The organism is Paenibacillus thailandensis, assembly GCF_042685365.1.
GTDB classification, from domain to species: domain Bacteria; phylum Bacillota; class Bacilli; order Paenibacillales; family Paenibacillaceae; genus Paenibacillus_AP; species Paenibacillus_AP thailandensis.
The window spans coordinates 16,947-40,600 of record NZ_JBHUMY010000040.1; the positions used below are offsets into that span (position 1 = coordinate 16,947).

General features: G+C 56.5%; 23 protein-coding genes and 6 tRNA genes. 1 reads left to right on the forward strand and 28 read right to left on the reverse strand.

Going from position 1 to position 23,654, the window contains the following annotated elements:
* The 22 genes from ACFSW5_RS23630 to ACFSW5_RS23735 all read right to left on the reverse strand — a co-directional run bounded on the left by ACFSW5_RS23630 (position 1) and on the right by ACFSW5_RS23735 (position 21,728).
* Positions 1–975 (reverse strand): gluconeogenesis factor YvcK family protein, encoded by a 975-nt coding sequence (locus tag ACFSW5_RS23630; RefSeq protein ID WP_379278889.1) that lies wholly within the window; start codon positions 973–975, stop codon positions 1–3.
* Positions 976–999: 24 nt separating this feature from the next.
* Positions 1,000–1,887, reverse strand: coding sequence for an RNase adapter RapZ (gene rapZ / locus ACFSW5_RS23635; protein ID WP_379278893.1), 888 nt, complete (start codon positions 1,885–1,887; stop codon positions 1,000–1,002).
* 103 nt (positions 1,888–1,990) lie between these two features.
* On the reverse strand, positions 1,991–2,947 hold the full coding sequence (locus tag ACFSW5_RS23640) for an ROK family glucokinase (protein WP_379278896.1): 957 nt from the start codon (positions 2,945–2,947) through the stop codon (positions 1,991–1,993).
* Positions 2,948–3,242: 295 nt separating this feature from the next.
* Entirely contained in the window at positions 3,243–4,190 is a 948-nt protein-coding gene (trxB, locus tag ACFSW5_RS23645) for a thioredoxin-disulfide reductase (RefSeq protein ID WP_379278899.1), read from the reverse strand.
* Between the two features lie 77 nt (positions 4,191–4,267).
* Positions 4,268–6,016, reverse strand: a complete 1,749-nt coding sequence (locus ACFSW5_RS23650) for a tetratricopeptide repeat protein (protein ID WP_379278902.1) — start codon at positions 6,014–6,016, stop codon at positions 4,268–4,270.
* A gap of 153 nt (positions 6,017–6,169) precedes the next feature.
* Positions 6,170–7,111: a ribose-phosphate diphosphokinase gene (locus ACFSW5_RS23655; RefSeq protein WP_379278904.1), complete on the reverse strand. Its 942-nt coding sequence runs from the start codon at positions 7,109–7,111 to the stop codon at positions 6,170–6,172.
* Between the two features lie 275 nt (positions 7,112–7,386).
* Positions 7,387–8,079, reverse strand: a complete 693-nt coding sequence (gene hisIE, locus ACFSW5_RS23660; RefSeq protein ID WP_379278907.1) for a bifunctional phosphoribosyl-AMP cyclohydrolase/phosphoribosyl-ATP diphosphatase HisIE — start codon at positions 8,077–8,079, stop codon at positions 7,387–7,389.
* On the reverse strand, positions 8,076–8,834 hold the full coding sequence (hisF, locus tag ACFSW5_RS23665; protein WP_379278909.1) for an imidazole glycerol phosphate synthase subunit HisF: 759 nt from the start codon (positions 8,832–8,834) through the stop codon (positions 8,076–8,078). Before hisF ends, hisIE begins: the two co-directional genes overlap by 4 nt.
* A 187-nt stretch (positions 8,835–9,021) precedes the next feature.
* Positions 9,022–9,753, reverse strand: a complete 732-nt coding sequence (gene hisA / locus ACFSW5_RS23670; protein WP_379278911.1) for a 1-(5-phosphoribosyl)-5-[(5-phosphoribosylamino)methylideneamino]imidazole-4-carboxamide isomerase — start codon at positions 9,751–9,753, stop codon at positions 9,022–9,024.
* 17 nt (positions 9,754–9,770) lie between these two features.
* The gene (gene hisH, locus ACFSW5_RS23675; RefSeq protein WP_379278914.1) at positions 9,771–10,391 is read right to left on the reverse strand and encodes an imidazole glycerol phosphate synthase subunit HisH; all 621 of its coding nucleotides are present in this window, start codon (positions 10,389–10,391) and stop codon (positions 9,771–9,773) included.
* Entirely contained in the window at positions 10,392–10,991 is a 600-nt protein-coding gene (gene hisB / locus ACFSW5_RS23680) for an imidazoleglycerol-phosphate dehydratase HisB (RefSeq protein WP_379278916.1), read from the reverse strand.
* Positions 10,992–11,031: 40 nt separating this feature from the next.
* The gene (gene hisD, locus ACFSW5_RS23685; protein WP_379278918.1) at positions 11,032–12,321 is read right to left on the reverse strand and encodes a histidinol dehydrogenase; all 1,290 of its coding nucleotides are present in this window, start codon (positions 12,319–12,321) and stop codon (positions 11,032–11,034) included.
* A gap of 167 nt (positions 12,322–12,488) precedes the next feature.
* Positions 12,489–13,139, reverse strand: coding sequence for an ATP phosphoribosyltransferase (gene hisG, locus ACFSW5_RS23690; protein WP_379278921.1), 651 nt, complete (start codon positions 13,137–13,139; stop codon positions 12,489–12,491).
* Positions 13,136–14,350 carry an ATP phosphoribosyltransferase regulatory subunit gene (locus ACFSW5_RS23695; RefSeq protein ID WP_379278923.1) on the reverse strand — a complete coding sequence of 405 codons (1,215 nt, stop codon included), beginning with the start codon at positions 14,348–14,350 and terminating at the stop codon, positions 13,136–13,138. The genes hisG and ACFSW5_RS23695 overlap by 4 nt, the downstream gene beginning before the upstream one ends.
* 201 nt (positions 14,351–14,551) lie before the next feature.
* Positions 14,552–15,067 (reverse strand): acyltransferase, encoded by a 516-nt coding sequence (locus tag ACFSW5_RS23700; RefSeq protein WP_379278925.1) that lies wholly within the window; start codon positions 15,065–15,067, stop codon positions 14,552–14,554.
* Positions 15,060–15,722: a pyrophosphatase PpaX gene (gene ppaX / locus ACFSW5_RS23705; protein ID WP_379278943.1), complete on the reverse strand. Its 663-nt coding sequence runs from the start codon at positions 15,720–15,722 to the stop codon at positions 15,060–15,062. The genes ACFSW5_RS23700 and ppaX overlap by 8 nt, the downstream gene beginning before the upstream one ends.
* A gap of 111 nt (positions 15,723–15,833) precedes the next feature.
* Positions 15,834–16,817: a prolipoprotein diacylglyceryl transferase gene (lgt, locus tag ACFSW5_RS23710; RefSeq protein ID WP_379278927.1), complete on the reverse strand. Its 984-nt coding sequence runs from the start codon at positions 16,815–16,817 to the stop codon at positions 15,834–15,836.
* 20 nt (positions 16,818–16,837) lie between these two features.
* Positions 16,838–17,776 (reverse strand): HPr(Ser) kinase/phosphatase, encoded by a 939-nt coding sequence (hprK, locus tag ACFSW5_RS23715; RefSeq protein ID WP_379278929.1) that lies wholly within the window; start codon positions 17,774–17,776, stop codon positions 16,838–16,840.
* Between the two features lie 180 nt (positions 17,777–17,956).
* Positions 17,957–18,211, reverse strand: a complete 255-nt coding sequence (locus ACFSW5_RS23720; protein WP_379278931.1) for a hypothetical protein — start codon at positions 18,209–18,211, stop codon at positions 17,957–17,959.
* 163 nt (positions 18,212–18,374) lie between these two features.
* On the reverse strand, positions 18,375–19,496 hold the full coding sequence (locus ACFSW5_RS23725; protein ID WP_379278933.1) for an ABC transporter ATP-binding protein: 1,122 nt from the start codon (positions 19,494–19,496) through the stop codon (positions 18,375–18,377).
* A 91-nt stretch (positions 19,497–19,587) separates the two neighbouring features.
* The gene (locus ACFSW5_RS23730) at positions 19,588–20,709 is read right to left on the reverse strand and encodes a PucR family transcriptional regulator (RefSeq protein WP_379278935.1); all 1,122 of its coding nucleotides are present in this window, start codon (positions 20,707–20,709) and stop codon (positions 19,588–19,590) included.
* Between the two features lie 71 nt (positions 20,710–20,780).
* Positions 20,781–21,728, reverse strand: coding sequence for an MraY family glycosyltransferase (locus tag ACFSW5_RS23735; protein ID WP_379278937.1), 948 nt, complete (start codon positions 21,726–21,728; stop codon positions 20,781–20,783).
* A 382-nt stretch (positions 21,729–22,110) separates the two neighbouring features.
* Between ACFSW5_RS23735 and ssuE the strand changes: the two genes are divergently transcribed.
* Positions 22,111–22,665, forward strand: coding sequence for an NADPH-dependent FMN reductase (gene ssuE, locus ACFSW5_RS23740; protein ID WP_379278939.1), 555 nt, complete (start codon positions 22,111–22,113; stop codon positions 22,663–22,665).
* Positions 22,666–22,776: 111 nt separating this feature from the next.
* Here ssuE and ACFSW5_RS23745 read toward each other — a convergent pair.
* The 6 genes from ACFSW5_RS23745 to ACFSW5_RS23770 form a co-directional block, all read right to left on the reverse strand.
* Positions 22,777–22,852 (reverse strand) — tRNA-Lys (locus ACFSW5_RS23745).
* A gap of 9 nt (positions 22,853–22,861) precedes the next feature.
* Positions 22,862–22,946, reverse strand: a tRNA-Tyr gene (locus tag ACFSW5_RS23750).
* A 39-nt stretch (positions 22,947–22,985) separates the two neighbouring features.
* Positions 22,986–23,061: transfer RNA gene (locus tag ACFSW5_RS23755), tRNA-Phe, on the reverse strand.
* Positions 23,062–23,100: 39 nt separating this feature from the next.
* A tRNA-Asp gene (locus tag ACFSW5_RS23760) sits at positions 23,101–23,177 on the reverse strand.
* A 5-nt stretch (positions 23,178–23,182) separates the two neighbouring features.
* Positions 23,183–23,258: transfer RNA gene (locus ACFSW5_RS23765), tRNA-Val, on the reverse strand.
* A gap of 6 nt (positions 23,259–23,264) precedes the next feature.
* Positions 23,265–23,341: transfer RNA gene (locus ACFSW5_RS23770), tRNA-Met, on the reverse strand.
* Between the last annotated feature and the right edge of the window lie 313 nt (positions 23,342–23,654).

Here is a 23,654-nt window from a genome sequence, read left to right on the forward strand (position 1 = left end):
TTATCCCCTCTTTCGCAACATCCAGTTCTCTACTAGCTTATAAATATGATGGCTAAGGCGTTCCGTATCGTGACGAAGATAAGTCCGGAACAGGACGAGGCGGTCGGCAATCACCGTATAACCGCGCTTGTTCAGCTCCTCGAGATCAAGCGGGACCTCGTGGGCCCCTTTCTCTCCGTATTTGGCTTTCACCTCCGGAGGAATCTCGCCGTCGTTTACGATGACGTAATTAAACAGCCGAGCGCCGATATGCTTCTCGATGGCGTCCGCATGCATACTGACCGTGTAGCCGTCGGTCTCCCCCGGCTGGGTCATGACGTTGCAGACGAACAGCTTGACGGCCGTCGACCGGACAATGGCCTCCGCCAGCTTCGGCACGAGCAGGTTCGGGATAATGCTCGTATATAAGCTGCCCGGACCCATCAAGATGGCGTCGGCATCGTTGATGGCTTGAATCGCTTCCGGCAGCGGCTCCACGTTCTCGGGATCGATAAATACCCGCTTGATCGGCAATCCCGCCTTCGGGATCATCGATTCGCCTACGACGATCGAGCCGTCCGCCATCTCGGCCTTCAGCACGATAGCCTGGCCGGCGGCCGGCAGCACTCTTCCGCGGACGGCAAGCACCTTGCTCAGCGCGCGGACGCCGCTGACGAAATCGCCGGCAATATCCGACATGGCGGCCAGCATCAGGTTGCCCAGACTGTGGCCCGCCAGGCCGTTGCCGTTGTTGAAGCGGTACTGCAGCATTTCCGTCAATAGCGGCTCGACATCCGCAAGCGCCATCAGCACATTGCGGATATCGCCGGGAGGCGGCATTTGAAGCTCCTTGCGCAGAATGCCCGAGCTCCCGCCGTCGTCGGCCACCGTCACGATTGCCGTTATATCCATCGGCTTCTCCTTCAGACCGCGAAGCATGACGGACAGTCCCGTTCCTCCGCCGATGACGACGATTTTCGGGCGTTCCTGTTTCATCTTATTCTCCATACCCTCCCCCCGCTAATGCTTATCGCGGTCAGCATCCCTGTGGGTCACCCGCACGCGTTCGGTATCGCTGGCCCCAAGCATCCGTCCCAAATATTCCGAAATGGCGACGGAACGATGCTTGCCGCCCGTGCATCCGATGCCGATGACCACCTGGCTCTTGCCCTCCTTGCGATACAACGGAATGAGAAACTGGAGCATATCGAGCAGCTTCGTCAGAAACTGCTGGGTTTCCGGCCACTTCATCACATAGTCGTATACGTCCGGATTTTGCCCCGTATGGGGCCTCAGTTGATCGACATAATGCGGATTCGGCAAAAACCGCACGTCATAAATCAAATCGGCATCGATCGGGATGCCGTATTTGAAGCCAAACGATATGACGTTGACGGACAAGGTGCTCTGCCCCCCGCTTACAAAGCGGGATATAATCCGGTCCTTAAGCTGCGACGGCTTTAAGCTGCTGGTGTCGATGACGAGCGAGGCCGATCCTTTCAGATCCTGCAGCATGCGCCGCTCCAGATGAATGCCCTCGAGCGGCATGCCGTCGGGCGCAAGCGGATGCCTGCGCCGGCTTTCCTTGTAGCGCTGCACGAGCACGTCGTCGCGGGCGTCGAGAAAGACGATTTCAAAGCTGATCGTCGAGTTGTTTCGAAGAAAATGCAAGGATTCGGATAAGGCCGTAAAAAACTCCCGTCCGCGCAAATCGATCACAAGCGCCACTTTGCCGATCTTTCCGTTCGATTGATCAATGAGCTCGGCGAATTTCGGGATGAGCACCGGAGGCAAATTATCGACGCAGAAGAATCCGAGATCTTCCAGGCTTTGCACGGCGATCGTTTTGCCGGCGCCCGACATTCCCGTAATAATGACCAGCTTGGCCGTCGCTACCGTTGTATCCATGTGCTCCTCCTTTTATGCCTTCCTCTATATTTCCCAATAAAAGACCGTTCAAGCCTAACGGGTTTGCCGTCCTCGTCCAAGGACGATTCCCATGCTTATAAGGTTATTTATTATCCTTTAAAATAAGACCCGCCGCGCCGACCACGCCCGCGTTGTTGCCAAGTATCGCCGCGATAATCTTGACGTTCTCTTTCGCTTCGTCCTGCGTGTATTTCTCGAACACTTCGCGGATTTGGGCAAACAAGTATTCGCCGGCCTTGGACACGCCGCCGCCGATAATAAAGCATTCCGGATTTAAAACGACGGCGATTTGCGCCATCGAGCGGCCGAGATAATACGCCGCGCGGGCTACGATACGCGCCGCCACCTCGTCGCCTTCCTTCGCCGCGTCGATGACGTCTTTCGCCATAATGTTGTCCACGGTTGAAAGCGAAGTGCGGTCGCCGCGGGCAACCGCGTCCTTGGCCATCCGGATAATGCCCGTCGCGGACGATACCGTCTCGAGGCATCCCATCTTGCCGCAGCCGCATTGAATCGCTTCGAGATCCGGCACGATCGCCATATGGCCCAGCTCGCCGGCCATGCCGGAGAAGCCTTCGACGATCTTGCCGTTTATAATAATGCCTCCGCCGACGCCGGTTCCGAGCGTGTAGCATACGCAGTTGCCGATGCCTTTGCCTGCGCCCGCCCACGCTTCTCCAAGCGCCGCTACGTTAGCGTCGTTATTGATCAATACTTTGACCTGCAGCTTTTCTTCCAAAAAGCCTTTCAAGTCGACGTTTTTCAGCGGCAGGTTGGCCGAATATTTCACGAAGCCCTTCGGAATATCCAGAAATCCGGCGATTCCGACGCCAACGCCTTCGACCTGCTCCCACTCGAATGGAGATTGGTCAACGATGTCCCTCGCATACTGTGCGATATTATGAAGGATCGCGTCCGCGCCTTTGCTCGTTTCCGTTGGGCCTTCATACGTATGGAGGAGTGCTCCTTCCGCATCGCAGATTCCCACTTTAATTGCGGTTCCTCCGACATCTACTCCGACATAAATTTTCTGAGACATCAATTGTCCACCTCATTAACATGTTAATGTTCACTGTACTCACTATAATTGAACGTTATGCTCCGGTCAAGACAACAGGCCGGCCCTAAGAAGCCTTGCAGGACAAGCAGAAACGCATTCTCGACCTTGTTTGCGGACGAACCGTTTCGGCGGGAAATAGAAGACGATTTAAAAATATGAATCCTTCTCTTTCAATCGGAAGACGGATACTTTCATGGCATATCGCCAAAGTGAACAACCCCTCCGTGGAGGGGTTGTACCTGTCAACTCGCGTTCGCTTCGCCTAACGAAGCGTCTATAGCGATTGGCTCCAATCCTGCGTAATGCTGCCTTCGAGAAACTTCTCGCAATCGAGCGCCGCCATGCAGCCGCTGCCGGCCGCCGTAATCGCCTGGCGGTATTTGTTGTCCTGCACGTCGCCGCATGCGAAGAGGCCCGGCACGCTCGTTTCGGTCGATCCCGGCTTCGTCTTGATATAGCCGTGCTCATCCATGTCGAGCTGGCCGTTCAAGAAGCCGGTGTTCGGCGTATGGCCGATCGCGACAAAGACGCCGCTTGCTTCGATCGTCTCTTCTTCGCCGGTCTCGTTGTTACGGACTTTGAGCCCCGTTACCCCCATTCCGTTCGACAGCACCTCAATAGGGGTACGATTCAGGCTCCACGAGATTTTGTCGTTCGTGCGGGCGCGGTCCTGCATAATTTTGGACGCGCGCAGCTCATCGCGCCGGTGGACCAGCTCGACTTCCGACGCGAAGCGGGTCAGGAAACTCGCTTCCTCCATGGCCGAATCCCCGCCGCCGATGACGACGATCCTTTTGCCCCTGAAGAAAAAGCCGTCGCAAGTCGCGCAGGTGCTTACGCCCCGGCCGACGTTGTCCTTTTCGCCCGGAATGCCCAAATACTTCGCCGAAGCGCCCGTCGAAACGATAATCGTCTCGGCCTCAAGCTCGCCTTGGCCCTCAATCTGCAGCTTGAACGGACGCTTGGACAGGTCGACGCCGTTCACCCAGCCGGAGAGGAATTTCGCGCCGAACCGTTCGGCCTGCTTGCGCATGTTCGCCATCAGCTCGGGCCCCATAATCCCTTCGGGAAACCCGGGGAAATTCTCCACTTCCGTCGTGGTCGTCAGCTGTCCTCCCGGCTCCGGGCCTTCGATGACAAGCGGCTCCATGTTCGCCCGGGCCAAATAAATGGCGGCCGTCAATCCCGACGGTCCGGTACCGACAATAATCGATTTGTACATTTCGCGTGACCTCCTTGGATGAACCCTTGGATAGACTGCGTGTAAAAACAACGGGCAGGCTGCCGGAAGGCAGCCTGCTATTCGCTGGTGTCCGCACCTGCGAATACGGAACTTACGGTGCGCATTTTTTCCCGAATGCCGCACACCTCGTCGATTCGCTTAACGTTTCGGCTGACCGTTGTGATCGATACGCCGTAGCGTTCGGCGACCTCATGGTAGGAGACCGCTCTGCGGTGCATCTTGGCCGTCAAATATTCAAGCGCGGCCGACCAGCTCTCGATCCGGGTAAAGCGCGGAATGTCCGGATATAGACGCGACAGGAAGTCTCCCCACAACGTCATCAAATCGTACTGCTGAACCAGATCGTAACGCTTGTTCATGTTGGCCAAAGCGAGGTCGGCGATCTCCTGCCACTTCTCCTCCCATACCGGCATGCTGGCCGGAACGAAATGCGGCTCGATCACCGTTCTGCCGCCCTCCAGAATCGCCTCCAGCGGATCCTCCACGCCGATCATGCGAAGGACGAACACGGCCATGCGCTTCAATTCGTCGTCCTCGTCCGGTTCCAGCAGAAAAGCGGCCAGCACGTCTTTCACTTCGCCGTCGGCAATCATCCCCAGCGCCTGAATGACCTGCAGCTTCGTGTGCCGGTCGCCGTGGCGAAGCGCCCAGAAGAAGGAGGAACGGACGAGCGGATCCCGCTTCAAATGATCGGGCAAGCCCCCTCCGTCCTGCTCCCACAGCTTAAACTGCTCTTCGAAGGGCAAGTGGTAATGGTAGCTGATCGGAGCGTTATTGCCGCTGCCGCGCACAAGCTCCAGCTGCTCCAGATAATAGCTGGGGATGCCCGAGACCTCGTCAAGCTTCAGCGCTTGCCGCCACAGCCGTTCGGCTTCGTCGTAACGGCCCGAATTGCAGGCCGCGACCGCGGCGTAATGGTACAGGCTCGGCTCCCGCTCCAGCCGCGCTTCCTTCAGCAAGCGGCGGAATTGCCTGTACGCCGCGGCGTGTTCTCCTAAGATGCCCATTGTAGTCGCCAGTTTAAACACATGCTCCTCATGGAACGGCTCCGTCTTCCGAAGCAGCGCGAGAAGCTCGGCTAACCGGCCGTTCTCCCCGGCATGCTGGTAAAAGATCGCCAGATTGCAGAGGGCGTGCAAATTGCCCGGCTCGACTTCAAGCGCTTCGCCGATCGTCTCCATCGCCTTCTCGAACTTGCCCATATAATAAAAGGCTAACGCCAAGTTGTTGCGGGCGGCCATAAAATCCGGCTGGGCGGCGATGATCTGCTCCAGCAGCCTTACCGCCTCGGCAAACTTGCCTTCCTCGAGCAACGCGCGCGCTTTGTCGTGCTCGACGACGCCTTCGCGGGATTTAATGCTCATCAGCCGGGTCGGACGTTCGAGCTCGTAATGGAGCAGCTCCATCATCTCCTCCGCCTCGTCCAGAAAATGTCCGTCCGCGTCTTCCTCTAAGTATTGAACGAGCGAGCCTTCGGCCGCTTCGTAGTTTTCCATGTTCGCGTAATTGTTAGCCATATAGAAATAGCATTCCGTCATCGACGGATCCAATTCATCGACAATCCACTTCAGAATCCGGTTCGATTCCTCGTAGTTGCCCATTTCCGATAAAATGCCTGCCATATTGCAATGGTTGACCGGGTTTTCCGGCTCGTACTCCACGGCGCGCCGGAAATATTTCAGTGCCTTGTCGTAATGATAGCGATCAAGCGACCGAACCGCTCTCTCGAAAAAGAACGTTGCATCCCAGTGAATAGGTATGATATTGGATTTTGAGTCAACAGCAGCACGTTTCTTCCCTGTCATTTTGATACAAGGCACCCCCCCGAGCTTTACGAATTTGCTACGATTATACCATACACGGCATGTACGAACACGCAAGAATTGCAGGAAAAAAACGCGGGCGATCAGAAGATGCCCGCGATTGCCAAACGCGTATGCGATTTCGTTCCGTGCAGGTTAGCTTTTGAACAACGTGCTGATCGATCCGCCTTCGACGATGATGCGGATCGATTCCGCCAGCAGCGGGCCGACGGACAATACTTTAAAGCGGCTCGAACGGTTGGTCGGCAGAGCGATCGAGTCCGTTACGATAACTTCTTTTATGCCAGGATGGTCTAAACGCTCAAGGGCATTGCCGGAGAAAAGCGGATGGGTCGCGCATACGTAGACGTCCTTCGCGCCGCGTTCGCGCAAGCTCTCCACCACGTTAACGATGGTCGTGCCGGTATCGATCAAATCCTCGATAATAATCGCCGTCTGGCCTTCCACATCCCCGATGACGTGGGTAATGACCGATTCATTGTGCGCGGGGCGCTTCTTGATCATGATGGCAAACGGCGAATCCAGGAAGTTCGCCAGCTTCTCGGCCGTGGACGCGCGGCCCGCGTCGGGCGATACGACGACCGGGTTCTCGATGTTTTTGCTTTTCAGGTAATCGCTGATCAGATCCAGGCCCGTCAGATGATCGACCGGTATGTTGAAGAAGCCTTGGATAGCCGGAGCATGCAAGTCGATCGTCATTACGCGCGTTGCGCCAACCGTCGTCAGCACGTCCGCCACCATCTTGGCGGAAATCGGTTCGCGCGGAGCCGCTTTCCGTTCCTGACGCGCATATCCGTAGTACGGCATAACGACGTTGATCGTCTTCGCCGAAGCCCGTTTCGCCGCATCGATCATCACCAGCAGTTCGACGAAATGCTCGTTGATCGGATGGGAGAGAGATTGGACCAGGAACACGTCGCAGTTACGAATGGACTCTTCGTAATGGACGTAAATTTCGCCGCTTTTAAAGCGGGACATCTTGATCGAGCCGAGCGATACGCCCAGTTGTCTACAAATGTCCTGTGCCAGTACCGGGTTGGACGAACCCGAAAAAATACGCAAATTGTCGCTTAACATGATACCCTCCTGAGCGTTTAAACCCAATAATATAGACGTTGCTGCCGCCCGCGCAGCCGGCCGTGCCGGGCTGTTCGACGCAGGCTTGTTTACTCTTATTATACATCTTATTTACGAGAACACAAAAATGAATCGGTACTATTTTTCGACAATGTTATGCAAGCGGTCGACATTGAAGCGCCGGTAATTTTTGCCGCGAGCCGTATTTGGAAAAGACTGCACGAAAAATCCCATTCTTCTCGGCTATGCAGCAGATCGAAATGGGATGATTGTAATTAACGCATCTTGTTAGTCGTAGGCTTGCCGTGACGTTCGTCCAGCACCTTCATCAGTTCGTCGAACGGCAGCCCGCGCTCGCGCAGCAGCACCATGAGATGAAAGATAAGGTCGCTCGCTTCCATGCGAAGCTCTTCGTTGTCATTGTTTTTGGCCGCGATGATGACTTCCGCCGACTCCTCGCCGACTTTCTTCAATATTTTGTCCAAGCCTTTGTTGAAGAGGTAGCTCGTGTAAGAGCCTTCCGGGCGTTCCGCATGCCGCTTGGCGATAATCTCTTCCAGTCGTCCGAGGGCCGCGAACCGATCCGAAGAGCTCGCGCCGCTGTGCGCCTCGCCGCCGCCTGCGGTTTCGATCGCGTTGTGGAAGCAGCTGTAGCTTCCGGTATGGCAGGCGGGGCCTGTCTGCTCCACGCGCACCAGCAGCGCATCGCCGTCGCAGTCGTACGCCATGGACCGAATCCGCTGCTTGTGGCCGCTTGTCGCGCCTTTGTTCCACAGCTCGTTGCGGGAACGGCTCCAGAACCACGTCTCGCCCGTTTCAATCGACTTGGCCAGCGATTCGCGGTTCATATAAGCGAGCATCAGCACTTCCTTGCTTTGATCGTCCTGAACGATCGCGGCGACAAGCCCGTCCGCGCTCCACTTGATCCTCTCCTGCAGCGCCTGCTGCTCCTGTGCCGCTCCACTCATCTGACTTCCACTCCTTTGCTGCGCAAATCTTCCTTCACTTCGGCGATCGTCATTTCCTTATAGTGAAAAATCGTCGCCGCGAGTCCCGCGTCCGCATGGCCTTCGGCGAATACGGCATGGAAATCTTCGACCCGTCCCGCTCCGCCCGAAGCGATAACCGGAATCCCGACCGCATCCGAAACCGCGCGCGTCAGCTTCAGGTCGAAGCCGTCCTTCGTCCCGTCGGCGTCCATGCTCGTCAGCAATATTTCGCCCGCGCCGAGACGCTCGGCTTCCTTCACCCACTCGAGCGCCTTGATGCCGGTCGCTTGCCGGCCGCCGTGCGTATAAACTTCCCACTCGCCCCACTCGGGGTTATACTTCGCGTCGATGGCGACTACGATGCACTGCGAGCCGAATTTGCGGGCCCCCTCTTGAATAAGGGCCGGATTTTTGACGGCGGACGTATTGATGGCGATTTTGTCCGCTCCCGCCCGCAGCAGCCGCTTCATATCGTCGACATGCGAGATGCCGCCGCCGACCGTAAACGGTATCGTAATTTCGCCCGCCGTCCGCTTGACGACCTCGACCATCGTGGAGCGCCCTTCATGGGAAGCGGATATATCGAGAAAAACAAGCTCGTCCGCCCCTTCGCGGTCATACGTTGCGGCAAGCTCCACCGGATCGCCGGCATCGCGGAGGTTCACGAAATTAACTCCCTTCACAACCCGTCCGTCCTTTACGTCCAGGCACGGAATAATGCGTTTCGCCAGCATAAAGGCACTCTCCTTTTACGCGATACGCGCCGGTTGGCTCGTCGCGCTCGCCGTTGTGCGCGTATCGCTCGCTATTTGTTCGTTCGTGCGCCGCATTCGAACGCTGCGCCGCTCTCGCCGCCCACGCGCCGTGCTCGCCGCTCGGCGCGCCGCCGCGCCGCTTCAACGGCTGCAGCACGCGGCGCCGTTAGGCGAGACGCTCGATCGCGTCCGCCAAGTTGATGCTGCCCGTGTACAGCGCTTTGCCGACAATCGCTCCCGCGACGCCGTCCGCGCGGTGCTTCGCCAGCTTCACGAGATCGTCCATCACCGACACGCCGCCGGACGCAATGACATGGCTGCCGGATACGCGCGCCAGCGACACGATCGCTTCCGTGTTCGGTCCCTTCATCATGCCGTCGCGCGAAATGTCGGTGAAGATAAACGTCCGCGCCCCTTGCGCCGCCAGCTTAACCGCCAGCTCCTCCGCCTTGACCTCCGACGTTTCCAGCCAGCCGCGCGTGGCGACATAACCGTCCCGCGCGTCGATGCCGATGGCGACCTTGTCGCCGTAACGCGCCAGCACCCGCTTCACGAACTCCTGATCCTCGATCGCCGCCGTGCCGAGAATAACGCGGGATACGCCAAGATCGGCCAGCTTCTCCACGTCCTCCATCGTCCGCAGGCCGCCGCCAACCTGTACCGGAACGTTAACCGTCCGGGCGATATCACCAATGAGCTCCGCGTTCACCGGACGCCCTTCCTTGGCGCCGTCCAGATCGACCAGATGAATCCACGCCGCGCCGGCCGCCTCCCAATCCCGGGCCGCCGCAACGGGGCTATCGTTATAAACCGTCTCCTGATTGTAATCGCCTTGAATAAGGCGCACCGCCTTGCCGCCGCGAATGTCGATGGCCGGATATATGGTGAATGTAGACATTCTCATCGAACCTCCTGTTATCGCTCTTGCCCCGGCTTGCCCGTCATCGCCGCAAAATTGCGCAGCAGCTTCATGCCGACCTCGCCGCTTTTTTCCGGGTGAAACTGCATGCCGAACACGTTCCCTCTGCCGACGATCGCCGTCACCGGCTGATAATAGTCGGTCGTCGCCAGCAAGTCCGAAGCCTGCTCCGGCTTCACGTGATAGGAATGGACAAAGTATACATGCCCTTCCCCGATTCCTTCGAACAGCGGGCTGCTTTGCTCGAACTTCAGCTTGTTCCAGCCCATATGCGGCACTTTATAGCCGCCTTCGAACCGCACCGCCTTGCCCGGCAGCAGCGAAAGCCCGTCGTTGCGCCCGTGCTCGTCGCTTTCGTCGAACAACAGCTGCATCCCGAGGCAGATGCCGAGCAGCGGCTTGCCGGACGCGGCGTACGCCTTCGTTACTTTATCTAGACCCGTTTCGCGCAAATTGTCCATCGCGTCGCCGAAAGCGCCGACCCCCGGCAAAATCGCGCCGTCCGCGGCCATAATCGTCTCCGGGTCGGCCGTCACGACCGCTTCGTAGCCAAGCCGCTCCACCGCTTTGCTGACGCTGTGCAGATTGCCCATGCCGTAGTCGATAATCGCGATCATCTACAGCACTCCTTTCGTCGAAGGCACTCCTTGCACGCGAGGATCGATGGAGGTCGCTTCGTCGATCGCCCGGCCAAGCGCCTTGAACACCGCCTCGATCATATGGTGCGTATTGCGGCCGTAATGGACGATGACGTGCAGCGTAATGCGCGCCTCCAACGCCAGCTTCCATAGAAACTCGTGGACCAGCTCCACCTGGAAGCTGCCGACCTGAGACGAAGGATATTCCGCACGGTATTCGAAATGCGGCCGGTTGCTCACGTCGATGACCACCTGGGCAAGCGCTTCGTCCATCGGAACGAACACGTTTGCGTAACGCTTGATGCCGTTTTTGTCGCCCAGCGCCTCGCGCAGCGTCTGGCCGAGGCAAATGCCGATGTCCTCCACCGTATGGTGATCGTCGATATCGACGTCGCCGCGCGCTTCGACCTGCAGGTCGAACTGGCCGTGCTTCGTGAACAAATCCAGCATATGGTTCAGAAACGGCACGTCCGTTTCGATCTTCGTTTCTCCCGTTCCGTCTATCGCGAAAGTAAGGGTAATATCCGTCTCGTTCGTTTTGCGCGCCACCGACGCCGCGCGTTTTGCAATGTCCGCCATAACCGATTCTCTTCCTTTCTATTGTACCGATTCAGCTATATTAGTCAGCCTGTTGTTGCTCAAGACGCACCTCGATCGCCCGCGCATGCCCTTCCAGCCCTTCGTGGCGGGCCAGCGTCATGATTTTGCCGCCGTTCGCCATCAGCGCGTCCTTGCTGTAGTAGATCAGGCTCGATTTCTTCATAAAATCGTCCACGTTCACCGGCGACGAGAATCGCGCCGTGCCGTTCGTCGGAATAATGTGGTTCGGACCGGCGAAATAATCGCCGACCGGCTCCGAGCTGTACGGCCCGAGGAATATCGCCCCGGCGTTCTCGATTTTGCCGAGCAAGCTCATCGGGTCCTGCGTCATGATTTCCAAATGCTCCGGCGCAAGCTTGTTGATGACCTCGATGCCTTCTTCGAGCGATTCGACGAGGAGCGCCGCCCCGTAGCTGTCGATCGAGCTGCGGGCGATCGCCTCGCGCGGCAGCTCCGCCAGCTGGCGGTCGACCTCGGCGCCTACGGCATTCGCCAGCCGCTCCGAAGGCGTGACGAGGATGGCCGAAGCCATCTCGTCATGCTCCGCCTGCGACAGCAGGTCGGCCGCGACGTAGACCGGATTGGCCGAATCGTCGGCCAACACCGCGATTTCGCTTGGCCCGGCGATGCTGTCGATGTCGACCGCGCCGAACACCGCCCGCTTCGCCAACGCCACGTAAATGTTGCCGGGGCCGCATATTTTGTCCACCGGCGCGATCGTCGCCGTCCCGTACGCCAGCGCCGCGATCGCTTGCGCGCCGCCGACCCGGTACATCTCCTTCACGCCGGCTTCCGCGGCCGCGACCAGAATGTACGGGTCGATGCCGGCTTTGCCGCCGGTGGCCGGCGGCGTCACCATGACGATCTCGGGCACGCCGGCCACTTGGGCCGGGATAACGTTCATAAGCACCGACGACGGATAAGCCGCCTTGCCGCCCGGAACGTAAACGCCGACCCGCTTCAGCGGCCGCATTATTTGGCCGAGCTGCGTCCCGTCGGGCTGCAGGTCGATCCACGAATTGCGTTTCTGCTTCTCGTGAAACGACTTGATGTTTGCGGCCGCCTCGCGGATCGCTTCAAGGAACGCGGCGTCCACCTGTCCGTAAGCCGCTTCGATTTCCTGCTTCGTCACCCGAAGCGATCCCGCGTCCAGCTTCACGCCGTCGAATTGCTCCGAGAACCGAAGCAGCGCCGCGTCGCCTTCCTCCCGAACGGCCGCGACAATGGCCGCCACGGACGCGTTTTGCTCCGGAGTGCCGTACTCCACCTCACGCTTCAAGCCGAACTGCTCTGCCCGCATGATGCGCATCTGTCATTCCACCTTTTTATTTAACTTATGGATAAGTTGAACTTCATTATTAGCCCCCGTTCCATACCGAAGGGGATGCCCTTTCTCCATATCATTGGGCATAATCAAGGAAGCTCATTTGTCCAACTTAGATACCGTTCCGTCTTCTTCCGTCCTCTTACGTCTTCTTACACCTTCGCCGCCAGCGTCGCCTGCAGCCGGTCGCACAATCCTTGGATCGCTTCGTTTTTCATCCGGTAGCTGACGCGGTTTGCGATCAAGCGGCTTGTAATGGGGAATATTTCTTTCATCTCGACCAGTCCGTTCTCGCGCAGCGTCTGGCCCGTTTCGACCATGTCGACGATCCGGTCGGCCAAGCCGATAAGCGGCGCCAGCTCGATGGAGCCGTTCAGCTTGATCACTTCGACCTGCTGCCCCTGCTCCCGGAAATATTGCGAAGCGACGTTCGGATACTTCGTCGCCACGCGCGGATGAATCGTCGGCTTCCAATCCGGCAGTCCGATGACCGACATCCGGCATCTCGCAATGCCCAGGTCAAGAAGCTCGTAGACGTCCTTGTTTTCCTCCATCAGCACGTCCTTGCCGACCACGCCGATATCCGCCACTCCGTATTCCACATACGTCGGCACGTCGACCGGCTTAGCCATAATAAATTCCATCCCGGCTTCCGGCAGCTCGATAATAAGCTTGCGCGAATCGTCGAAATCCTCCGGAATCGGCAGCCCCGCATCCCGGAACAGCTTCGACGCCTGCTTGTAGATGCGTCCTTTCGGCATCGCAACCTTCAAAATATCTCCTTTGGACGGCTGACCGCTCATCGGCTCGTCCTCCCTTCTTCTCCGCCGTAAAACTCGAACTGCGAATACTCGTTGCCTCTATATATAAAAGTTCCGTTCGCCGTTTGCGCCGGCTCCCCGAATTCGCCGCTCCGCCGTTCCGTCACTGCGATGCTCCCTTCGGCTCTTAGCCGCTGCGCTTCGGCAAGCGCGGCTTGGCGCCCGGCGCCGTCGTACATCAGCAATACGCGCTTGTCGGCGCATTCCTCGTCCTCGCCGAGCAGCTCCAGGATGCGGTTCGTCTTCAGCGCGAAGCCGGTAGCCGGCGCCGGGCGTCCGAATTGCGCCAGCAGATTGTCGTACCTTCCGCCGCTCGCAACGGGAAAGCCGAGGTCGGACGCATAGCCTTCAAACGTCATGCCGGTATAATAGGAGAAATCGCCGATCATCGTCAGATCGATCAGCACATGCTCGCTCACCCCGTATTCCGCCAGCGCGTTCCAGATTTCGCACAGATGGCCGATCGAGGCGCGCGCCGTTTCGTTGGCGCTGAGCTTAAGCGCCTCCGCGCATATTTCCTGCCCGCCGCGCAGCCTCAATATCGCTTCAAGCTCGCTCTGCGCCGCTTCCGTCAGCGACAGCTTCCGAAGCAGCTCGCGGTAGCCGACGTAATCCCGGCCGAGCAGACAATCCTTCAATTGGCTCTGCGCGTCCTCGCGGCCCGGCAGCGTTTCGTCCAAGAGGCCTTTCAGGAAGCCCACATGGCCGATCGCGACTTTAAACTGCTTGACGCCGGCCGCCTTCAGCGAAGCGATCGCGAGCGCCACAACCTCCGCATCCGCCTCGGGAGACGGATCGCCGACCAGCTCCACGCCGGTCTGGAAAAACTCCGCATCCCTGCCCGCTTCCTCCTCGAAAGCGCGGAACACGTTCGCATGATACGAAATGCGGAGCGGAAACGGCGCTTCCTTAAGAAGCGACGATACGACCCGAGCGATCGGCGCCGTCACGTCCGAACGAAGCACCAGCGTTTGCCCCCGGTGATTCAGCAGCTTGAACAGCTTGGCGTCCGACGTCGAGCTTGCGGCCCCGACCGTATCGTAATATTCCAGCGTCGGGGTGATCATCTGCCGGTAACCCCAGCCGTTCATGCAATCGAGCACGCTCCGCTCGATATGGCGAAGCTTGCGGACCGCGTTCGGCAAATAGTCTTTAAGTCCGGTCGGCTTCTCGAACACTTTTGGTTTAGCCATCTATATTCACCTTCAGTTTACTTTAGTGTATTAAAGCGATACCATGTTACCATACTAACAAAATAAAGGTTAAACCAAATGTTAGCACGATTAAACCGGAAGCGTCAAGTCATTTGCGCCCGATGCCGGAACATGGTAACCGCCCTTTCCCGCAGACGGTTTCAAGCCCGGTTCCGCGTAAGAACCGGGCTTGTAGATCGCTTATTCGGCAGGCAAGCCTTCGTCCGAGCCTTCGCTTGTCCGCCTGCGGATCTCCCGCAGCGGATTGCCGCCGACGAACGCATGGGGCGGAACGTCGCGGTGGACGACCGAACCGGCCGCAACCACAGCATGATCGCCGATCGTCACGCCGGGCAGTATCGTCGAGTTGGCGCCGATCATCACATGGGAACCGATGCGCACATCGCCCAGCCGATATTCCTTGATTAAATATTCATGGGCCAGAATGGTCGTATTATACCCGATAATCGTGTTTTCCCCTACCGATATTCGCTCCGGAAAAAAAACGTCCGGCATGACCATCAGCGCAAAAGCGGCATCTTTGCCGACTTTCATGCCGATGGAGCGGTAAATCGCGTTCTTAACCGGCAGAATCGGACAATAGCGGGCCAGCTGGATCAGAATAAAATTGCGTACCCCTTTCCACGGGCTGACCGTCCGGTAAATTTGCCGGAGCGAGTTCGTCCCTTCCACCGGGAAACGTTCAACGTTACGCAAGCGGCTCCCGCTCCAATCCGACAAGCTCGTACAAATCCCGCATATCGCGGATGATATGCTGCGCCCCGCTGTCACGCAGCAGCCGTTCGCCCTTAAGCGACCAGGCGACGCCGACCGAGACGGTGCCGGCGGCCTCCGCGGACATTATATCGACGACGCTGTCGCCGACCATCATCGTGGAAGCCGGCTCGGCGCCCAGCAGCTCGATCGCTTTCAGCACCGGTTCCGGATGCGGCTTCGGATTGACGATATCGTCGATCGTCACGATCGCGTCTACATAGTCGCGGATGCCGATATAAGCCAGACCCTTTTCGGTCGTCATGCGGATTTTCGTCGTTACGACGCCGATCTGAATGCCGTTCTCGCGCAGCCGTTTCAACACTTCCGCCACATACGGGAAGGGCTTGACCAGCTCGTCGTGAAGACGAAGGTTCACTTTCCGATAAGCGGCCACCAGATGCGAAACGTCCTCCAGGCCGGAGAAATGCTGAAATTGCAGCTCGAGAGGCTCTCCCATCTTCGGAATGATATGCTCCCTCGTAAAGCCTTCGGGTACGACGTCCTTCAACACCTCCATAAACGATCGGATGATCAGTTCATTCGTATCCAGTATCGTCCCGTCCAAATCGAACAGCACGGTGCGTATGCCCGTCATATTGTCGTCCAACTCCTTCTCCTTGCAAAAAGGCCGCCCTCTCGAACCGGCGCCGCCCCTGCCGGGAGCGGCAGCCGTTTCTCGGCGGCTTTGTCCTTAATGCCTGTTTATTTAAGGCTGCTCCGTTTTCGCCGTCTTGTCGGCCGAAGCGTTGGCCGAGCCGCCGTCTTGTCCCGCTTCCTTCGTCGATACGATCGGGTCGGAATAGCGGACGTTGGCCCAGCCGTTCACCCGGCGCACCACGATAAAGACGATGCCGATAATGACGAGGAACAACGCCAGCAGCTGCGAAATGCGGATATTGCCGTACGCCGGGTCCAGGTATCCTTGCTCGAACAACACCGTCATCGGCGACCACAACGCGTTAATGAGGCTTTCGAGCCAAGCGGGACCTTGGTAAGCCAAGCTATCGGTACGAAGCGCTTCGATAAAGAAGCGGCCGATGGAATACCAGATGAAGTAGCCGGCAAGCAGCTCTCCCGCGCGCAGAAACTTCTGGCGGCGGATTACGAGCAGCAGAATGAGCCCCACGAGGTTCCAGAGCGATTCGTACAGAAACGTCGGATGATGGAACACGCCGTTCACGTTCATTTGATTGACGATAAAACCGGGCAAATGCAGCGTATCGCGAAGGAAGCTTTCTTCCACCGGACCGCCGTACGCCTCCTGGTTCATAAAGTTGCCCCAGCGGCCGATCATTTGGCCAGCGATGAGCGAAGGCGCGCAGATGTCGGCGATGCGCCAGAAATTGTAGCCCTTGTAGCGGAAGTACAGAATCCCGCAGATGAACGCGCCGATCAGCGCGCCGTAAATGGCGATGCCGCCTTCCCATATTTTAAAGATGGCGCCAAGGTTGTTCTTATATTCGTCCCATGTGAAGGCGACGTAATAGATACGGGCGCCGATAATGGCGGAAGGCACGCCGAGCAGGAGCAGATCCATGAAGAAATCCGGCTTGATGCCGAACCGCTTGCCCTCCTGCACCGCGAGCAGCAAGCCGACAAGGGCGGCCGTGCCCAATATGATGCCGTACCACCGCACTTCGAGAGCGCCGAACGAGAAGGCGACGGGATCAATGAGAAACGGAAAATTCATCTTTTACAATCTCCTTTGGCTCAATCGTAATCGTCGATATCGTCCGATATCGTCTCCGTAAGCTTGTTCGTAAATTGAAGGGCCGCATTGTAGCCCATCCGTTTCAGCCGGAAGTTCATCGCGCCGACCTCGATAATGACGGCCAAGTTTCGTCCCGGACGGACCGGCACGGTCAAGAGCGGCACGTCGGTATCGATAATGCGCGTCGTCTCCTCGTCCAGCCCGAGGCGGTCGTATTGTTTGTCCTGCTGCCAGTTTTCCAATTTGACGACAAGGCTGATCCTCTTCTGGTTGCGGATCGCGCCCGCGCCGAACAAGGTCATGGCATTAATAATGCCGAGGCCGCGAATTTCGAGCAGATGGCGGATCAGCTCCGGCGCGCTGCCGTGCAGCTGGCCGTCCGACGTTTGGCGAATTTCGACGGCGTCGTCGGCGACCAGCCGGTGGCCGCGCTTCACGAGCTCAAGCGCCGTTTCGCTTTTGCCGATGCCGCTGCCGCCCGTAATGAGAATGCCGACCCCGTAAACGTCGACCAATACGCCGTGTATCGTTGCGGACGGTGCGAGCTTTTTCTCCAGGAAATCCGTCAGCCTGCTGTGCAGAATCGTTGTGGCCACGTTGCTCCGCAGCAGCGGAATATGCTTCTGGTTCGAATATTGAACCAGCTCCGCAGGCGGCTCCAATCCCCTTGTAATAATGATGCAAGGCGTGTCTTCATGGCACAATCGTTCGAGCCGCAAGTTGCGCTGCTCGCTCGTAAGGGTGCTTATGAAGGAAATTTCCGTTTTGCCAAGCAGCTGCACGCGCTCGCTTGGGTGGTATTCAAAATAACCGGCCATCTCCAGGCCGGGGCGATACAAATCGTCTACCGTAATCGTACGTTTCAATCCGTCCTCTCCAGCGACAATTTCAAGCTGAAACTGATGGACGAGTTCGGATACTTTCACTTTTTTCGCCATGATGATGCCCCCTCTTGCCCTTGATCAATGTATGACAAACGATCTATGCGTTATTTCCAATGCTTTCATCGTAAATGAAAAAAGCGCCGAAAGCAACGTTTCCGCCCTCGGCACCATTGGAATTGCTATTTGATTTTGACTTGGAACGGCTCCAGCACGTATCCCGGGTATTGATAGACCTCAAATGTGAGCGGCTGTTTGTAATCCGCCTTCGGGATCGTGTAGTACTGCAGGCTTTCCTCGCCCATATGGCTTGAACGGGTGCCGCTGCTGTCCGCGGCATACCGTCTCCTGAATCGCTTCCAGCGCATCCGTTTCATTGCGCAAATACGCATACGCGATACCGTACATTTTTCGCTTATCGAGTTCGATTCGCTGCAGCAGCGCATGCTCGTCGCCTTCTATGCCTGCCGCGGCCAGCTGATCCGCCTCCATGCTTCCCCTCCCGACTCCTGCAACCATTAGACGCTTTAGCCGGCCAAACGGTTTTGACCCGGACGGTTTTTCTTTTACTGTCTCATAAAAATAAAAAAACCACCCCCGACAATGCCGGAGATGGTTGGGGTGGGTTGGTTTAAGCTGAACTGAACGCTTAAGCTTACACTTCGAAAACGTTTTGTTCCGTTTCTTTGTCGAAGATGTGCGCTTTGTTCATGTCCAGAGCAAGCTTCACGCTAGCGCCGTCGCGGAGCGTCGAACGGCCGTCGACGCGGGCGATAACCGTGTCGGTACCGATGCCGTTCAGGTACAGGTACATTTCGTGACCGAGGTTTTCCGCAACGTCAACATGTGCGTTTACAACTGTGTTAGGCGATGCTTCCAGGAACACAGGCTCTTCGTGAAGGTCTTCCGGACGAATGCCGAGAATCACTTCTTTGCCGATGTAGCCTTTCGAGCGAAGGATCGCAGCGCGGCCTTCCGGAACTACGATGTCTACGCCGGTTGCTTTGAAGCGTACGGCACCGCCGGATTCCGACAGCGAACCGCTGATGAAGTTCATCGAAGGAGCGCCGATAAAGCCTGCAACGAAGATGTTAATCGGATGGTTGTACAGATGCTCCGGCGTATCCACTTGCTGGATGAAGCCGTCCTTCATAACAACGATACGGTCGCCCATCGTCATAGCTTCGATCTGGTCGTGCGTTACGTAGATCGTCGTCGTTTCCAGACGTTTCGTCAGTTTGCTGATCTCGGCGCGCATTTGGCCGCGGAGCTTAGCGTCCAGGTTGGAGAGCGGTTCGTCCATCAAGAATACTTGAGGTTCGCGGACGATAGCGCGTCCCAGAGCGACACGTTGACGTTGACCGCCGGACAGCGCCTTCGGTTTACGGTCAAGCAGGTGCTCGATATCGAGAATTTTAGCGGCTTCACGAACGCGTTTGTCGATGTCCGCTTTTTTGAATTTGCGAAGTTTAAGGCCGAAAGCCATGTTTTGATATACGTTCATGTGCGGGTACAGCGCGTAGGATTGGAACACCATCGCGATGTCGCGGTCTTTAGGAGCCACGTCGTTCACAAGGCGGTCGCCGATGAACAGCTTGCCTTCGGAAATTTCTTCAAGGCCTGCGATCATCCGCAGCGTCGTCGATTTACCGCAGCCGGAAGGACCGACCAGAACAAGGAACTCCTTGTCTTTAATATCAAGGTTAACGTCGGTAACCGATGCTTTGTCCGCTCCCGGGTATTTCTTGTAAATATGCTCTAAACGTACGCCTGCCATTGTGATTTTCCCCCTATACGAGAATTTCGTTGATGTAATCATATTAGCTCATTTTGTAAGCGTTTGACTATGCACAAACCTTACAAAAAATTTATATGCTTTTCGTCACTTTGTACAATAGCAATATGATTTTGACCAGAACGGCATCGCGAAACACGCGGACGTCAAGCCCCGTCTCGTTCTTCAGCTTATCCAGCCGGTACAGCAGCGTATTGCGGTGGATGTAGAGCCGTTTCGCGGTTTCGCTTACGTTGCAGTCCAGCGCGAAAAAGGTTTCCAGCGTGCTTAGCATTTCGGATTCCAGGAAGAGATCGGTCCGTTTAAGCGCCTGCTCCAAAAAGCGCGCGCGCATGTTCTCGGGAATGCTGTTCAAGATCCGCTCCAAATGCAGCATCCACGGAAGGTGAATGTTCGAGCCGACTTGAAACTTGCGCCCGAGGCTGATCGTCTCCCGCAGCAGCATGGCGGCCTCTACCATTCCTTTAGCGGGGGCCGCCGGATGCGACACGGCCAGATGGCAATCCCCGATCCATTCGCTGGCCAGCATTTCGTACAGCCCTTGGCAGATCGAAGCCAAGCTTTCCTCGATCGTTTCTTCCCCGTCTTTCATATCGTAATCGGTATCCGTCAACAAAGTCGAAGGTCCCCATATCATCCATTCGCGTGTATCGAGGGGGATGAGCAGCATGTCCTCGCCGAGAAACGGGACAAGCAGCTTCTCCAGCTCGCCGTAAGACGCTTGTTTGGCATTGGAGTATTCGGTAATAAGAAGAAAAGGTATCATTTCGGCAAAAAGTCTGCCCTTGTTCGCAAGCTGGTCGGGCAGTGAATAGGCCGGCTCCGTCGAACGGAGCTGGGTAAGAAGCCAATTGCTAAGCTTTAGTGCCGCCGCCTCGCTTTCGGATACGGGCCGCCTGGTTCCGCCGGCGTCTCCCGTATGCACACGAAGCGTCCAGCTGATCAGCTCCTTCTCCTTATCGCTTAGATCGGCGTTATCGACTTGAAGCGCTACGACCTGCTCCTCGTCCGCTTGAACGACGAACCAGACACTCTCGCCGTTCTCTACCCGATCGCCTTCGGCGGGCATCGGCTCGTCTAGCCTGTATCCCGATTGAGCGAGAAGATCGTTCCAAGCCGCCACTTGAAAAGCTGCCGTCTGAATCGGACAGTTTAAAATGTGTTGAAGCGGTTTCAACCAGTCTGTCGTGCCCATGTCGCCACTCCTGTCTGCCGCTCGTGAAAGAACGTCTTTTTCGCCATTGTACCACAACGAAGACGCCCGTTTCAGCCCGTCGTAAGCAGAAGAAGAAGCGAGAGCAGCGAGAACAATGCCGCGATTAAGTAAAGAAAGGATACGGTCTGGACTTGGTTTAACCCCCAGCGCATCAGCGCGTGATGGGTGTGCATTTTGTCCGCCACGTGAAGCCCTTTGCCGGATAATAGCCTGCGGGTCATCACGATGGCGGTATCCATTATCGGTACGCCCAGCGCCAGCAGCGGCACCAGCACCGTAATGAAGGTCGCCTTCTTGAAAGCGCCGTCGACGGCAACCACGGCAAGCGTATAGCCGAGGAAAGTCGCTCCGGCATCGCCCATAAAGATTCGCGCCGGATAAAAGTTATAAGCGAGAAAACCGATGCTGGCTCCCGCCAGGCTTGCGGCGACAAGCGCGGTATCGTTTTGCCCTTTGACGAGAGCCGCGATCAACAGCGTCGTCGCAGCCATCGTGCAGACGCCCGATGCCAGACCGTCTACGCCGTCAATGAAATTGATCATATTAATCAGAGCAAATATCCAAATAAAAGTCGCAATCGCCGATGACCAATCGGGAAAATTGATATAGACGCCGGATGCGGGATTCCGGATCCCCATAATGACAATGTCGAATAAAAGCGGAAAAGCGGCCACGGCGGCATAAACGATAATGCGGGGCCATACCGGGAAGTCCTTTCCTTTCGACTTGAACGCGTCGTCGAGAAGGCCCGTCAACACCAGCGCACCCCCTCCCGCAACGATCGTAATGCTTAGAGGCTGCAGCCCCAAAAAGGCTAGAATCGCCAGCGAGCAGCTTAAATAGATCGCCGTTCCGCCCATTAACGGTATCGGTTTATTGTGAATTTTGCGTTTGGTGGGACGGTCGACAAACCCTAACCGAAGGGCCAGCTTCCGGAACATCGGAACGAATAGAGCGGACAATACCAAGCTGCTTACGGCAGCCAGCCAGTAAACCATGTTGTTCTAGTCCCCTTTTGCGTTAGTGTTCACATTGTTCCCCATTATCGTTAAAATACAAGCAGAAAACGATCCGTTGTCTCTGTCCAAAGGACGAACCGTTTGAGCGAGAAATTTAAGGCCATGAAAGAAATAAATAAATTCCTAAATGCTTATATTTCAAGAAAAAAGTTCTAACTTACGTTTGACGGCTATTCGCGCTCGTGCTAGGATTTATTTGCAAGTAGGTTCATCGGAATAATGATGAAAATTCTATTGAAGGCATTCGAGGAAAAACGACCGTGCTTCATCTACAATGTCGATAGCCGGCCGAAAAGCAAGTTTTTCGAAGTCGTAAAGCTATACCTTTCTGAGCAATAAAAAACAAATAGGAGTGTTCGCCATGCCCAAAGCCGTTATCGTTTCCGGGAGCCCGAACCTTAGCTCGAGATTAAACGGGATGATTCAATACGTCGAGCGGCAGCTGTCCGCCCAAGGAATTGCCGTCGAGCGAGTCACCGTTGCCGAATTGCCGCCGGAGGATCTGATCTTAACGAGGTTCGGCAGTCCTGCCATTGTTGCGGCCAACCGTCTCGTCGCCGAGGCGGATGCCGTCCTGTTCGCCAGCCCGGTGTACAAAGCCTCCTATACCGGAGTGCTTAAAACGTTCATCGATTTAATCCCCGAGAAAGGATTGTCCGGCAAAGTCGTAGCCCCCCTCTTTATCGGAGGCTCTTACGCCCATCTGCTGTCCATGGACTATTCCTTCAAGCCGGTCGTCTCCGCGCTTGGCGCCCGTATATTCGCCAGCGGCGTCTATGCGACGGACCAGCAAATCGAACGGACCGGAGATGCCGAAAGCGGCTTCCGCTTCGAACTCACCCAAGAGCTGCAGGACAGACTCGATGCGGCTGTTCAAGAGGTAATCGAGGAGATCTATTTAAGGAATAAGCAGTAGGAACTAAAAAAGGAATCCTCTTATCCGGCTCGGATAAGAGGATTCCTGATCAAATTCATATAAAAAGCAAAAACCGGATGCCGCTGCATCCGGGTCCATTTGCGATAAAAATGGTGAGCCATGAAGGACTCGAACCTTCGACACCCTGATTAAAAGTCAGGTGCTCTACCAACTGAGCTAATGGCTCTTGCTGTAATGGTGGAGGGCGATGGATTCGAACCACCGAACTCAGAGAGAACAGATTTACAGTCTGCTGCGTTTGGCCACTTCGCTAGCCCTCCACGATATTATTTCCGTGTGCCATTAGCACAAGAAATAGATGGTGGCTCGGGACGGAATCGAACCGCCGACACGAGGATTTTCAGTCCTCTGCTCTACCGACTGAGCTACCGAGCCGTTATGAAGATATAGTGCCAAATTCATCAAAGATGAAGGTGGCGGAGCTGACGGGATTCGAACCCGCGGTCTCCTGCGTGACAGGCAGGCATGTTAGGCCTCTACACCACAGCTCCTTAGATGGTGGAGGGTGAGGGGATCGAACCCCCGACCCTCTGCTTGTAAGGCAGATGCTCTCCCAGCTGAGCTAACCCTCCGGAATATGGTAGCGGCAGAGGGGATCGAACCCCCGACCTCACGGGTATGAACCGTACGCTCTAGCCAGCTGAGCTATGCCGCCACATTGTCCCCTATTATAACAAAAAACTGCAAGCAAGGGAACAGACATAAATATACCAGGGAATGATGTCGCCAAACATCATGCCTCAAGTTTATTTGCCCTTAAGCTCTTGGCCTAAGATCAAATAAAGCTTGCAACCCTGAAAACTGGATGCGAAAGGTTATGAACTTCTTTAGCTGCTTTTTGGGGTCCCCGCAAAGTACTCGGATTATGTTCCGGAAGCCTTCGCTTCACTTTGTGGGGTACCTATTAGGATAAGCCCTCGACCGATTAGTATTCGTCAGCTGCACGCATTGCTGCGCTTCCACCCCGA